The organism is Haloferula sp. A504 (assembly GCF_044385805.1).
Classification (GTDB): Bacteria; Verrucomicrobiota; Verrucomicrobiia; order Verrucomicrobiales; family Akkermansiaceae; genus Haloferula.
Map to the genome: position 1 here is coordinate 1 of NZ_JBISBU010000013.1, position 14,115 is coordinate 14,115.

Below are 14,115 nucleotides of genomic sequence, written 5' to 3' on the forward strand. Positions count from 1 at the left end.
ACGGGCCTGGAAGGCCCGGCCACGTCCGCTTGCTCACCCCTTTCAACGGCACCCACCGACCTCCCGACTCACAGCGTCAGGGCAGCGGCGGCGGCCCGGCAGATTCCCCGTCGCTCTTGCGGATCGGATACTTCGGCTGCCAGGTCGGGTGGTCCTCGCGCAACCAGCCATCGAGCCTGCCTGCCAATGACTTCACCATCTCGGGTTCCGTGGCCCCGAGATCCTTCGCCTCCCCCGGATCGTCGGTCAGGCAGAACAGCGACCACGCATCCGTCTCATAGTCATAGCAGGCCTTGAAACGTTTGCCGCCGATCTCATCGACCACCCAGGCGCCCGGCTGGGCACGGCGGTCGAGGTAGCCGGGAAACAGGAAGAACACCGGACCGCGGTCGGCATCCGTGCCCGGCTCGAGCATCTCCTTGGCGAAAGACTCCCCATCCAGCGGATGATCGGCAACCGGCGGCGTCCACCCGCCCCCGGCGAGTTCGAGCAAGGTCGGGTAGTAGTCGACCGCGTGCACCATGCGGTCGCTGGTCCTGCCGGCGGGCAGCCTGCCCTTCCAATACGCGATCAGCGGCACCCGCGTTCCGCCTTCGGTGAACATGCCCTTCACGCCCTTCAGCGGGGCGTTGCTGGCGTGCGTGCCCCCGTTGTCGGAGGTGAAAAGAACGACGGTGTTACCGGCGATCGAGTCGGCGGGATCCCCGTCGCCATCCGGATCCTCGAGCAGGTCGAGCAGTCGGCCGACGTTCTCGTCGACGCCGGCGATGAAGCCGAGATACTCGGCCTGGCGGTTGTCGGACGCCCGCTTCGCCGCCGCCTCGCGCAGGTCGGGCCGCGCCCGCACGGGTCCGTGCACGGCATAGGTGTGGAACTGCAGGTAGAAGGGCTTGCCGCCGGCGGCGAGGGTGCCGACGGTTTCCCCGAGGGCATCGCCAAGGGCGTCGCTGATGTGTTTGGGGGTGCCGGCCAAGGACTCCGGCAGCCCGCGCTTCTTCAGGTAGGCCGCGTCATACGGCGCCGCCCAGCGGTCGAAGTGGCCGAGCCCGACGCCCTTGAAGCCCCATCCGTCCTTCTGCTTCGTGGCGAAACAGGTCGGCTGGTGACCCTGCTGATGACCACCGAGATTGATGTCGAAGCCCTGCTTCTGCGGCAACGTCTCCGGGCCGGAGTGACCGCCGACGTGATACTTCCCGATGTGAGCCGTGGTGTAGCCGTTCTTCTTGAGCGCCTCGGCGAGGGTCACCGCCTCCGCGGCGACGTCCTCGGTCTGCTCCGCGCCGAGAAACTTCGCATCCTGCTTGGAGATGCCGCCGCGACCATAGCGGTTGAGGCTGCCGACCACATAGACGTCGTTGTGGATGCGCGCCGGATACTGGCCGGTGAGCATCGCGGCGCGGGTCGGCGCGCAGTTCGGCTGGGCGTAGGCGTGGGTGAAACTCACTCCGCCCGCCGCCAGCTTCTCGAGGCTGGGGGTCTGATAGACCGCCGGCGCCGTCCCCAGCGTCGGCTGTTCGGCGCTGATGTGGTTCCAGCCGAGGTCATCGACCATGAAGACGATGACATTGGGCCTGCCGTCCGAAGCCGTGGCGAAGGAGGGCTTGTCCGCCGAAGCCGTGGCGAAGGAGGAAGGTTCCGCAGCGACGGCTAGGCCGATCGCAGCGAAACTCGTGGGAAGCAGACGGGAGAGCATCTTTCCATTAAGGACTCCCGGCCGCCGATATTTCAATCAAGCCGCCTTGGGCCTCTTCAGCGGCAGCACGATCAGTCCGGCGATCACGCAAAGAACGCCGCAGATCGTGAAGGCGAGCGGGAAGTTGCCCAGGTCGCCGAGCTTGCCGGCCAGCACGGGGCCGATCAGGCCGCCGATCGCATAGGCAAGGAACACCCAGCCGTAGTTCTGCCCGATGTGCTTTGCCCCGAAGGTCTCCGCCGTGATGGTCGGGAACAAGGCGAAGATGCCCCCGTAGTTGAAACCGATCAGCGCCGCTCCGATGAACAGCAGGAAGGGCGTTCCGGCCATGAACTGGAAGCAGTAGACGATCAGCCCCTGCAGGATGGACATCAGGATGATCGAGCGCTTGCAGCCGAGCTTGTCGCCGATCATCCCCCAGATGATGCGGCCGAGGCCGTTGGCCAGCGCGTAGTACACCGCCGCCGCCGTGCCTGCCAGGGCGAGGGCCTTCTCGAGGTCATACCCGGACTCGACCAACGCCTCCTTCGGAAACTGCTTCATGATCCCGATGCTCATCAGGCCCGCCGCCGCACCGAAGGCAAAGGACAGCAGGATGGTGAAGTACTGCGGAGTTCGTAGCATCGCGCCGCTTTCCAGCCCGGGGCCGTCGTCGACCGGTGCCGCCTTGGCCTTTGTCGCAACCGGCGGCGCCCAGCCCTCGGGCGGATAGAACATCCACAGGCTTCCGATGCCGATCACCAGGATGAAGGTGATGCCGTAGGCGATGAAGGTTCCTCCGATACCGATGGTGTCCAGCAGGTGCCCCCACTCGCCGGCAAGCTTGATCCACAGCATCGCGCCGAAGCCGAAGCCGGCCACCGCGAGGCCGGAGATGAGCCCCTTGCGGTGGGGATACCAGCGGACCCCGACGGCGATCGGCACGACATAGGAGAGACCGATGCCGGCACCGCCCATGATGCCGATGAAGATGAACAGGAGCGGGTAGCTCGTGCCTCCGAACAGTCCCGCCAGAATGTAGCCGAGCCCGAGCAGGGCCCCGCCCGCCATGCAGACGTTGCGCGGGCCGAACTTCGGCAGCAACCGACCGGCCAGCACCATCACGATGGCAAAGGTGACCAGGCCCGCCGAGAACACGTTCTGGGTCTGGCTGACCGTCCATCCCACATCCTGAAGCGTCGGGGTAAAGGTCGACCAGGCGTAGATCGCGCCGAGGCAGTACTGGATCGCGATGGCCGCGATGACGATGTCGATGCGGGCGGCGGTGGGTGTTTCTTCGGTAGGCATGGCTTTACACCCCCGTTGGCCCCAGGGGGCGCCGCGTTCATGCCGCCTGACCCGGTTCGTTAGAAGCCACGCAAAATCCGTGCGCAGGGAATCAGAAACCCGGCGGACTTCCGATCGGACAATCACGTTCCGTTTGCCGGAAAGCCACTAATCCCTACGTTTTCCCCCCTCGCGCAGGGTGGCGATGTCATCGGGATGGATGGCCCCATCCGGCAGCGGCCCGGTGTTCAGCAGCAGTTTGCAGTTCATCGAGCGGGCCTTCTTCAGCATGCCCATGACCTGATCCGGCGTCTTGTGCCGAGCCTCGTCGGCCTTCATGTAGCCCCGGCCCTGCGGCTGTTGGGTGTCGCAGATCTCGTTGTGCTTGTCCTTGTTGGCGGCCCATGCCCGGGCGACGAGGTCGGTGATGAAGTCGGTGTCGAATTTCTCCGGATCGAAGCGCCCGGTGAGCTTCTCGTAGTCTTTCACCGGGATCTTCTCACGGAACATCACCCACTCGTGGCGCCCGAGGATGGAGTAGAGCCCGTGGTGCATGAAGAGCCCGAACTCCGCCTGCCCGAACCAGGCCAATGCGGCGTCGATGGGCCTGCGATGCAAGGCGGTGGCAAAGTGGGCGAGATGGGGTGGCACCTCCGCGCGACCGTTCCCAGCAAACAGGGGACCGGCAAGGGCGGTCGATGCCGCCGCCGTGGTCGTGGTGAGAAACTGGCGTCGTTGCATGGCGGCGATACGGCTGTCTTCCACCACCTCCTGTTAATCGACCGCCTCCTCCGACATCCACCCACCTCACGCCACCTCATCCCCCATCGTCAGGCGGAAGAGGGCGTCGGCGAGGGCTCGCTTGAAGTCCTTGTTGTTGGCGTAGAGCTTGTAGAGCTGGGTGTGGTCCTTCATCAGGCCGAGCATGGCCGTCTTGAGGGCGTCGTCGTGGGCGATGCGGATGGTCTGCTCGTTCTGCTTGCTGGACTTGGCGTTCTGGAAGCTCTCGTTGCCCCGGATCTTCTGCTGCAGCTCGTTCATGGTCTTCCGCAGGCGGTCCTCGTCCTCCCAGGCGATGTTGCCGAACTGGTCGTTGAAGCTCCTGATGATGTTCGAGAGCAGGTCGAAATCGGGCTCCTGCCTCCCGCCGCCACCGCCGACAGGGACCGGCTCCAGCGTCTCATCGCCTTCGAGGATGATGTCGTTGGTGGCCTGCTTCTCGACCCGGTAGGAATCCATGTCGATTGCCTCCATGATGCCGGCGGCAAGGTCGGGATCCTCTGGTGAAGGGAGTTTGTGGACCAGGAAGCGGAGGAAGGTCGCCAGCTTCTCCCATTCCAGGTTCTTGAAGGGCAGGATGCCGCCGAGGAAATTGTAGGTCCGCACGAAGGCCTTGGCGTTGCCCTTGAACTTGATCTGTCCGTCTTCGTCGAGCTCCTCCTTGTAGCAGGCGGCACAGGCGTCGAGGATCACATCGAGGTCGTAGCGGGACGCGTCCTGGAGAAACTTCGAGACGAAGGTGTCCACCTCTTCCTGTCCGTAGACTTGGGCGGCATCGAGTTCGGCCTTGAGGTCGTGGAGCTTGTTGGGGTCGGTCTCTTCGCTGAGGATCGTCGTCTTGTAGTAGGGCTCGAAGGACTTGCGGATTGGTTCGGCGTCGTTGTGGAAGTCGAGAACGAAGGTGTCGCGTTTCACACCCGGGATGGTGCGATTGAGCCGTGACAGTGTCTGAACCGCCTGCACGCCGGCCAGCTCCTTGTCCACATACATGGTGTGGAGCAGCGGCTGGTCGAAGCCGGTCTGGAACTTCTCGGCGACGATCAGGAAGCGGTATTCTTCCTTCTCAAACTCGTCGGGGATCTTGGCCCCGGCGAAGCCGTTCATGCTGTCCTCGGTGTATTTCTCGTCCTGGTATTTCTTCTCTCCAGTAAAGGCGACCAGGGCCTTGTAGGGGCTCCGTCGTTCGGCGAGGTAGGCGACGATGGCGAGCTTGTATTGGATCGCCCGCTCGATCCCGGAAGTCACGACCATCGCCTTGGCCTTGCCGTTGATCTTCCGCTTGGCGATCACCTCGTCGTGGAAGTGGTCGACCATGATCTCGGCCTTCATGCGGATGGCGTGCTCGTGGCTTTCCACGAACTTCTTCAGCTTCTTTCGGGCCTTGCGGGCATCAACCTCGGGGTCGTCCTCGACCTTCTTGAGCAGCTTGTAGTAGCTCGACCAGGTCGTGTAGTTCTGCAGCACGTCGAGGATGAAGCCCTCGTCGATGGCCTGCCGCATGGTGTAGGGGTGGAAGGGACCGAAGGTCCCGTCCGGCTGCTTCACGCCGAAGAGCTCGAGGGTCTTGTTCTTGGGCGTGGCGGTGAAGGCGAAGTAGCTGGCGTTATCGAGAAACTTGCGGCTTTCGATGATCTTGTTCAGTCGGTCTTCGTCGGTCTCGTAGAACTCTTCGTCGTCGTCCCGGAGGGTCTCGTTGAGCTTGGCGGCGGTCTGCCCGCCCTGGCTGGAGTGGGCCTCGTCGATGATGATCGCGAAGTTGTTGCCGGGCAGTGAGCGGATGTCATCGCAAACGAAGGGGAACTTCTGGATCGTGGTGATGATGATCTTCTTCCCGTTCTGGAGGGCCAACTTGAGCTGCTTGGAGCCCTGGGTGATGGCTTCCACGACGCCGGCGACGCGGGCGAACTGGGCGATGTTGTCGCGGAGCTGCTTGTCGAGGACCCGGCGGTCGGTGACGACGATGATGGAGTCGAAGACCGGATCGGTGGCTACCTGGCCGCGTAGCTCGGTGAGCTGGTGGGCGAGCCAGGTGATCGAGTTCGACTTTCCGGAGCCGGCGGAGTGCTGGACGAGGTAGCGTTTCCCCGGGCCGTTGGTCGCGGCATCGGAAAGGAGCTTGGTCACCACGTCGAGCTGGTGGTAGCGGGGGAAGATCTGCTTCCGCTTCTTCCGCTTCGTCTTGGGGTCCTCCTCGGTGATGATCTGGGCGAACTTCTCGATGATGCGGCCGAAGACCTCCTTGGTGAGAATCTCCTTCCACAGGTAGTCGGTCTTGAGTCCGTCGGGATTCGGCGGGTTGCCGGCTCCGTCCTTCCAGCCCTTGTTGAAGGGGAGGAAGACCGACCGCTCGTCGGCGAGGGCGGTGCAGAAAGCCACCGTCTGGTCATCAACGGCGAAATGCACCAGGCAGACCCCGAACTTGAAGAGCGGCTCGGTGGTCGGGCGGTCCCGTTGATACTGGCGGATCGCGTCCTTGGTGGACTGCTTGGTGAGCGAGTTCTTCAGCTCGAAGGTGGCGATCGGGAGTCCGTTGAGGAAGACCACCATGTCGAGCGAGCGGGCCTGCTCGTCCTGGGAGTAGCGGAGCTGACGGGTGACCACCCACCGGTTGGCGGCGTGATTCTTCCCGGCCTGCTCGTTGTGGGCACTGGGGGTCGGGTAGTAGAGGCGGATCTTGGCCACGGCCTGATGCCCGAAGCCGCTGCGAAGCACGTCCACCACACCCCGCTTCCGGATCTCGGCAGAAAGGCGGGACAGGAACTTGGTGCGTGATGCTTCCTCCTGCCCGATCCCGAGCTTCTTCACGATCTCGGGCTGGGTGGCCTCGAGAAATCCCATCAAGTGCGGCACGTCGAGGCACAGCGTGCGGTCGTAGTCGGCCGGGTCGCCCTTCGCGTAGCCGTTGGCGTCGAGCAGGTGAGACTCGATCAGGGCTTCGAGGGAGGCTTCGTTGAGGGAGGAGGGCATGGGGCCGAGAATCGGATTAGTCAGTCGCCAGCACGAACCGGGCACGCTCAGCCCGGAGCATCGAATACAGGTTCGTCCACTCGACGTCCATGGCTTGGCACACGTTCGGGATCTTCACCTTGCGGCTATTCTCCGGGACCGGAACTTCGTGGGTGACGACCTTGTGATCGTGGGCTTTTGCACAGGCAATCAAGAGCGGATCCGCCTTTGCGAAGAAGTTGGCCCGGTGTTCCTCCTTGTAGTCCTGGGCCATCACCCAAGCCGTAACCTCCCTCATCGCTACGGCGGTCGCGGCATCGGGTGCGAGAAACATCCCGGAGGCGTCCCTTACCGCCCACTCCGAAAGTTCATCCGTTTGACGACGCAGTTCGGTCGACACCGCCTCGATACTCAGGACGGAACCTTCTCCGATCTTGAGCACCAACCAGTCCCAAAAACCGGGGCACACCTCAAAAGAGTAGTGAGCGTTCTTGGCTTCGATCAGCGTGTTGGAATCGAGAAGGTACGCCATCACACCGAGAACTTGAGTTCGCTGGCAAACTTCCGAAACGTCTCTACCTTGCTGAAGCCCAACAGAGAAAGAGCGTCACGAATCAACGTTCGCCCCTCGAGCGTGCTGGCCACAAGAGCCCGGGAAAACCGGGGACCTATTCGGCCCGGCTGGTTCCTGTAAAAGTCGCCACCGGAAGCCCTCGGAGAATCGGCATGCTGATCGAGCCGCTCCTCATACCAAGCCTTGAACTGGTTGCGATTGATCTGCCCGATGTCGTGGAGACGGCGGATAATCACAAGGTCGCTGACCCGATACCGTCTGCGGAGCCTTTCGACGAGTTGACCGGGCTCGGACTCGTCTTGCTGAACCAGTTCCCGGAGCTCTTGGATCGGGACCAAATACTCGGCAGCAACCGCGTTGCAGTACGCCTCCACACGCTGATCGCGGGGGCTGTACGTGTTCTCCAAGTTGAAAATGGCGGACTGCCCCACCCACAGATGTACGACTTCGTGGATCAAGGTGAAGATCTGGGCGGCCTTGAAGTCCGCAGCATTCACAAAGATCAGCGGAGCGTATTCATCGACCAAGGCAAACCCGCGGAACTCCTCGGGGTCCAGTTTTCGCCGTGTCGCATTTCCGACAATACCGGCCCGCACGACCAGAATCCCGATGGCCTCGATCGCAGCACAAAGGTCGTTCAAGACGCCCTCGAGCGTTCGCTCGGTGCTTTCGGACGGGTGAAAACCGAGTTCGCGGCGAATCGCGGTGGCAACCCTCTCAGGGGACTGGCCGACATCCACGCTGTTAACAAAACCCAGCGGCTCCTCTTCCTCGGCGACAAGATAATCCCGGAACCAGTCCTGTCGCCTCAAGCTCTGATGGAGGACGTCAATCAAGTCGGGGCTCGGCCGTCCGACTGCTCTGCCACGGTGGGTCCGGAAGTCCGGAATCGGCAGCCGTTCTTCCGGCGGAGACTCCAGGAACAAATACCCGAAAGGCGTTCGGGTCGCCGCGGCGACCTTCTCGGCCTGCTTCCAGGTCAGCTCACCTTCCTCCTCCCAGCCAGCGACCTTCTCGACGCTCGTGCCAACCTTCTTCGCCAAGTCCTCGCGGCTGAGCTGGCCGCGGTCGCGGGCCCAGGCGAGCACTTCAGGTTGGAGAGTGATCTTCATTGGCGTCGAGGCAGATTATCGCAGGGGCTCTAGGATGTCGAACCGGACGGCATCTGGGTCAGGTCGCCGGCCTCGATCCAGCTCAGGAGCGTCTGGATCGGGTGCTGATTGACGGAGTAACGGGGCTGGGACATTGGGATCTTGATATGAGAAATGGCGAGCTTATGCTCACGACAAATCTGAATGCTGGCCTGAATGCTGGCTTGACCGGGTAGTAGGATTCCACCGGGGGCCGCAAGGCCCCCTTCATGCCTTCGCGGGGGAAAGTAGTTGGGCTATCAAATCCAGCACTTCCCGAATCTCCCCGTTGAAGTGCTCTCCCGAGCATTCGTCGATAAGAAGATGGAGTTCCCCTTTGCGGAGCAGCATCCGGGTGCCGCTCTTCGCGGCGAGGCGGCGGAAAAACTCTTCGGCGAAATCGCTCAGTTTGACGCCCGATGTCTGGGCCCGCCAGATCAGGCTCTTCTGGTTCGGTTCCGCTTCGAGGTAGGCGGAGAGATCCTCCTCGGCTCCGCCAAAGACCCGCTCCAGCAGCAGCTCCCGCTGAATCTCGTCGATCACCGGCCGGAAGCCCTCGAACAGTTCCTGATCGTCGAGGTGCCGCATCGCGTAGGCTGACAGCAATTCGGGGGTCACGAAGTAGTTCTCCGGCTCGTATCGCTTCCAGACGTGCTCGCGGAAGCCGCCTTCCTCGCCTTCGGTCGATCCGCGACGGGCGTCGCCATCCCTCAGCGCGAGGCCCCGCAGGTTCGGGACCATGTCGCGGAGCGCAAAGAAGTGCTTCCGGGCCGAAATCCCGTAGCCGCCTTCCACCCGTTCCAACTCCTGTTCGACCTCACGTTCAGCTTGCGGATAGTTGTCCTGGAGGTAGTAGGTGTTCAGCCGACTGCCTTGTTCCAGAACCTCTGCAACCGGATGATCGAGCTTGCGGGCGAAGCCCCGGAGCATGTCGATATCCGTGCTCCCTTCGACGTAGAGCACCGTCCCTGTCTGGCGAGCCCTGACGTAATGCTCGGCCCCGAAGTGCTTCAAGGAATTCCGGATCATCTCCGAGCCGCCGACCTGATCGGTCTGGCCGTCCAGAATCAGCGTCAGGTTGGTATCGATCGCCTCATTGAGCACCACCTCGGAATGGGTGACCATGACCACCTGCGACTCGTTTCGGTGCGCCACATCGCGTAGCAGCACATAGACTTGCCGCTGCCGAAGGATCTCCAGATGAGCATCCGGTTCATCAATCAGCAGGATGCTGCGCTTGTGGGAAAACAAGTAGGAGAGAATAAGCAGCATCTGCTGGAAGCCACGGCCTGCCATGCTGATATCCAGCGCCTCCTTGACCTCGGGCTGGCGGTAGAAAAGCTCGACCACGCCGCGCACTTCATCCTCCACCGGATTCATCAGCTCGGCCCCGAAAAGCCGCTTCATCAGGCCCGTGATCCTCCTCCAGTCGTCGGGAGTGTCGCGGGCGACGATCAAGCACAGGTTCCGCAGCACCTGGGCGGTCTGGCCCTGGCCGAGCAGGACGTTGATCCGCCCGGGCTTGATCACCGGTTCCTCGGTCTCGATGCCGGACATGGAATAGAGGAGCTCGACGTTCAGCCGAGCCGAATACTGGATCAGGTCGAGATCTTCGGAACAATCCTCGCCCGGCTCGCAGTAGGCGAGCTCGTCCGACTGAGACTTGAACTTCATGGTCACCGGCCGGACCTTCCCTTTGTACTCCACGCCGACGGTGATCGACATGATGATCGGCTGATTGCCCGTGCGGACGCGGGCGTCCTTCCAGAAGAACCGCGTCCGCGTGACCGGCACCGAGACGATGCTGAGCCGGTTCAGGGCGGTGGCGACCCGCTCGCTGGCCTTCGAGTCGCGGCGGCCGGAGTACCAGGTCTTGATCCCGAAGGACCAGAGGGCCAGTGCCTGGATCGCACTGGTCTTGCCGCAGTTGTTCGGGCCGATGAGCACCGCCGGGTGCTCCAGCTCGATGCGCTGGCGTTCCCCGAAACGCTTGAAGTTCTCGATCTCAAGGTAGTGGAGCAGGCGCATGGCGGCAGTCTGGTTCAGGTCGGGCGGTCCGTCACGTCGATCTTCCCCGTCACCGCCTCGGCGATGAGGGCGGTGCGGTATTCCTGCATCCGCTTGATCTGACGGCGGGCTCGGGTGATGGTGGTGTCGATTTTCTCCACCTCCTCATTGCATTCCCCAACGATCATCAATTGCAGCTTCTTCGGTGGCATCGGGATCTTCAGGTGCTTCAGGTCGTGGCAGGTAAGGGCCCCCTTGGTGCTCCCTGAATCATCGCTCATTGCCCTGAGTTGGGCATACAAACCACGAAGTGCGAGGTGGAGATACCTCGGCACGAGTCGTGGATTGGTGATTGTGATGAAGGCGAGATGCTGATTAATCGTTGCCTCGAAGTCGAGAAGGGCTGCTGTGCCACGGGTCTTACCTTGTCCGGTGATCGCAACAAGCACACTATGCCGGGGCACGATCGGAAGATGGCATTCTCGTAAGGCTGTCGGCGTTACAAATTGGTCAGACTCAGTAATCGTTCCTTGATTGACTGATGCACTGTTAAGCCACGGGTAGGCTCCCTCCGTCCAATAGCTCGGCTGTGACCTTGCAGGGGTCGACCCATTGCCGACTCTGGCGAGGTGACCTATTCTCCATGCTTCCCACCCCACCGGAATCTCTGGCAGCCAGGGGATGCCGGAGGGTTGGAGTTTGGGGTTGGGGTCGAGGCCGCGGGTGACGGCCCGGTGGATGAGGGCCCGCTTGCGTTCTTCCAAGAGAGCAATCTCCCGCTCCTTCACCCGCAGGTAGCGGTCGATCGCTTCGAGCTTCCCATCCAAATACGCCACGATGGCGTCTTGTTCGGGGCGAGGTGGCACGGGTAGCGGAATCCGGAGAAATTCCTCCGGATACAACCGTAGTCGGGATTGTCGGATGCCGGTTGAGCGACGCATGTATTCCGCGGCATATTCAGGTGTTCGGAGAAGGAGGTCCAGGAATCGTGGGTTGTAGGTCTGCGGATCGTGGAGGCGGTAGACACCATAGGAGGGACTGACTATTCCATGGTAGTTGGAGACGCCGAGGGCTGACATCCACGCCCACATCGTGTTGATCACCAAATCCCCCGGCCAGCAGAGCTTTGAACCCTCATACGACTCGGCTTCAAACATGGTGATATTCTTCTCCGACCGCGGTGTGACGCCAGTTACGTGAGAGACGGAAAGCAGCTCTTCTTCACCAGTAGCCGATCGAACGTCGATCTCGCGAAGGAGAAACTTCGCTCGCTTCGTTGGCCATCCATTCTGTGTAGTTGCCGCCATCTTACGCCAGCACCTCCTCAAGCAGTTGTTCGGCCTCGGCTTCGAGGGCCCGGAGGTCCTCGGCAATCTCCTCCAGCGGGCGGAGCGGCTGGTATTCGTAGAAGTGGCGGGTGAAGGGGATCTCGTAGCCGATCTGGGTCTTCTCGCCATCGATCCAGGCGTCCCCGACGTGGGGCTTCACCTCCCGCTGGAAGTAAGCCTCGATGCCGCCGGGCTCGGTGAGTGGCACCTGCTCCGTGTCCCGCAGCTCGGAGTCGGACTCATACTGGAGGAAGCCGCCCTTGTCCTTGTAGGTGCCATAGAGGGCCTCGCGTTCGAGGCTTTCCTCGGTGTGATACTTGGCGAGGCGCTTCTTGATGACCGGAGCGGCATCCGGGTTGCGGAAGGTGACGGCGGCGAGGAGGGCCTTCTTCTCGACGGTGGCGAGCTTCCGGTCGAGGTCCTTGAGGGCGGCCTTCAGGTCCTTCTCGAAGGCGGCGAAGTCATCCCACTGCCGGTCGGCCCCGAGGAACTCCTGCAGCTCCTGGGCGAGGGCGTGGAGGTCGGCATCGGCCTGCCAGGTCTTGGGGTCGAGGAACTGCTTGCGGGCCTTGGTCTTGAGCTTGGGCTCGTGGGCGTCGGCCATCTTCTCGAGGCGGGGCTTCAGCTCCTTGAACCGGGCGGGGTCGAGGAGGGCGTTGCCGTGCTTGTCCCAGGCCCGCCGGCGGAGGTCGTCGGGGCCGGTGCGGAAGCGCAGTGGATCGATGGCCTCGTCGCTGAAGCGGACGGAGAGCCGGAGTGGGCGTTCCACGACGATCTTCCAGTAGCCGAAGTCGGCGTTGTCGAAGATCTTCGACTTCACCGGGTTCTCCTCAGTGGCTTCCCGCTCCTCGAAGGCCATGAAGGCGTCCATGACCTGCTCGAGGTGCTCGTCCCGCAGCTCGCAGTTCTTCTTGCCGAGATTTTTGCGGAGCTTGGAGAAGGCCGCGGTGGCGTCGATGAGCTGGACCTTGCCCCGGCGGTGGGCCGGCTTGCGGTTCGAGACGACCCAGAGGTAGGTGGCGATGCCGGTGTTGTAGAAGAGGTTGAGCGGGAGGGCGACGATGGCCTCAAGGTAGTCGCTTTCGATCAGGTGGCGGCGGAAGTTCGACTCGCCCTGGCCGGCGTCGCCGGTGAAGAGGGCGGAGCCGTTGTGGACCGAGACAATGCGGGAGCCGAGCGGCGTGTCGTGCTTCATCTTGTCCACCATGGTGGCCAGGAACATGAGCTGGCCGTCGGAGGAGCGGGTGGTGAAGTTGAGATCGTCGCCGTCCTCGGTGGTGACGCGGAAGCGTGGGTCGACCATGTCGTCCTTCGAGCCGCCGCAGAGCTTGTCGAGGTCGTTCTTCCAGGACTTTCCGTAGGGCGGATTGGAAAGCATGAAGTCGAAGCGGGTCCGCGGGAAGCGGTCGGCACTGAGGGTGGAGCCGTAGCCGATGTTGTCGGTGGGGCGGCTCTTGATGAGCATGTCCGACTGGCAGATGGCGTAGGTCTCGGGGTTGATCTCCTGGCCGTAGAGGTGGATCTGGACCTTCTTCTGCTGCTCGTCGGCGAGGTGGAGCAGCCATTCCTCGCTCTCGGTGAGCATGCCGCCGGTGCCGCAGGCAGGGTCGTAGACGAGGTAGGGGGCCGACTCGATCTGGTCGGCAATGGGGCGGAAGATCAGCCGCGACATGAGGCGGATGATTTCCCGCGGGGTGAAGTGCTCGCCGGCCTCCTCGTTGTTCTCCTCGTTGAACTTGCGGATCAGCTCCTCGAAGACGTAGCCCATGCCGAGATTGCTGAGACCCGGCAGCTCGGTGCCGTCGGGCCGGGTGAAGGGCTCCGGGGAGAGGTTGATGTCCCGGGAGAGGAATTTCTCGACCAGGATGTAGAGGACGTCGGCTTCCTCGAGTGTGTCAAGCTGGTTGTAGAGTTTGAACTTGGAGATGATCTCCTGGACGTTCTTCGAGAAGCCGTTGAGGTAGGCCTCGAAGTCGTCGCGGAGGTTGGTGGGCGACTTGAGCAGGCCGCGGAGGGTGAACTTGGAGGTGTTGTAGAAGGGGTAGCCGGAGGCGTCCTGCAGCGGGGCGTCCTGCTCCTCGATGCCCTCCTTGTCACAGAAGGCCTTCATTTCGAGGACGGCGTCCTTGGTGGGCTCCAGGAGGGCGTCAAGCCGCCGGAGGACGGTCATGGGGAGGATGACGTCACGGTATTTGCCGCGGGCGTAGACGTCGCGGAGGACGTCGTCGGCGATGCCCCAGATGAAGGAGACGATCTGGTTGTGGGTGGAGTGGTCCATGGTGGGAGAATCGGGCCAGGAAAGGCGGCGAGCCGACCTTTCCCGGAGGCTGGGTCAGGTCTAACGGTGTGGCCGTCCGGGGACAAGGCTGGATGGCGGGGTGGGACAAAGGC

Annotated in this window: 9 protein-coding genes; all 9 read right to left on the bottom strand. The window is 62.7% G+C overall.

The genetic code is table 11. The features are described from left to right. Positions 1-76: 76 nt before the first annotated feature. The gene (locus ACG2LG_RS08585; RefSeq protein ID WP_396258131.1) at positions 77-1,693 is read right to left on the bottom strand and encodes a sulfatase-like hydrolase/transferase; all 1,617 of its coding nucleotides are present in this window, start codon (positions 1,691-1,693) and stop codon (positions 77-79) included. Positions 1,694-1,729: 36 nt separating this feature from the next. After that, a complete protein-coding gene (locus tag ACG2LG_RS08590) occupies positions 1,730-2,980 on the bottom strand; it encodes an OFA family MFS transporter (RefSeq protein WP_396258133.1) in 1,251 nt (416 codons plus the stop codon). A 147-nt stretch (positions 2,981-3,127) separates the two neighbouring features. Continuing rightward, positions 3,128-3,700, bottom strand: a complete 573-nt coding sequence (locus tag ACG2LG_RS08595; RefSeq protein ID WP_396258135.1) for an alpha-L-fucosidase — start codon at positions 3,698-3,700, stop codon at positions 3,128-3,130. A gap of 66 nt (positions 3,701-3,766) precedes the next feature. Continuing rightward, complete coding sequence (locus ACG2LG_RS08600) at positions 3,767-6,706, bottom strand: type I restriction endonuclease subunit R (protein WP_396258137.1); 2,940 nt, start codon at positions 6,704-6,706, stop codon at positions 3,767-3,769. 16 nt (positions 6,707-6,722) lie between these two features. Next, positions 6,723-7,217 (bottom strand): DUF4411 family protein, encoded by a 495-nt coding sequence (locus ACG2LG_RS08605; protein ID WP_396258139.1) that lies wholly within the window; start codon positions 7,215-7,217, stop codon positions 6,723-6,725. Continuing rightward, positions 7,217-8,371, bottom strand: a complete 1,155-nt coding sequence (locus tag ACG2LG_RS08610) for an ImmA/IrrE family metallo-endopeptidase (protein ID WP_396258141.1) — start codon at positions 8,369-8,371, stop codon at positions 7,217-7,219. Before ACG2LG_RS08610 ends, ACG2LG_RS08605 begins: the two co-directional genes overlap by 1 nt. Positions 8,372-8,617: 246 nt before the next feature. Next, on the bottom strand, positions 8,618-10,417 hold the full coding sequence (locus ACG2LG_RS08615; RefSeq protein WP_396258143.1) for an ATP-dependent nuclease: 1,800 nt from the start codon (positions 10,415-10,417) through the stop codon (positions 8,618-8,620). A gap of 14 nt (positions 10,418-10,431) precedes the next feature. Next, on the bottom strand, positions 10,432-11,553 hold the full coding sequence (locus tag ACG2LG_RS08620; protein WP_396258145.1) for a restriction endonuclease subunit S: 1,122 nt from the start codon (positions 11,551-11,553) through the stop codon (positions 10,432-10,434). A 151-nt stretch (positions 11,554-11,704) separates the two neighbouring features. Next, positions 11,705-14,002 (bottom strand): N-6 DNA methylase, encoded by a 2,298-nt coding sequence (locus ACG2LG_RS08625; protein ID WP_396258147.1) that lies wholly within the window; start codon positions 14,000-14,002, stop codon positions 11,705-11,707. Positions 14,003-14,115: the final 113 nt, after the last annotated feature.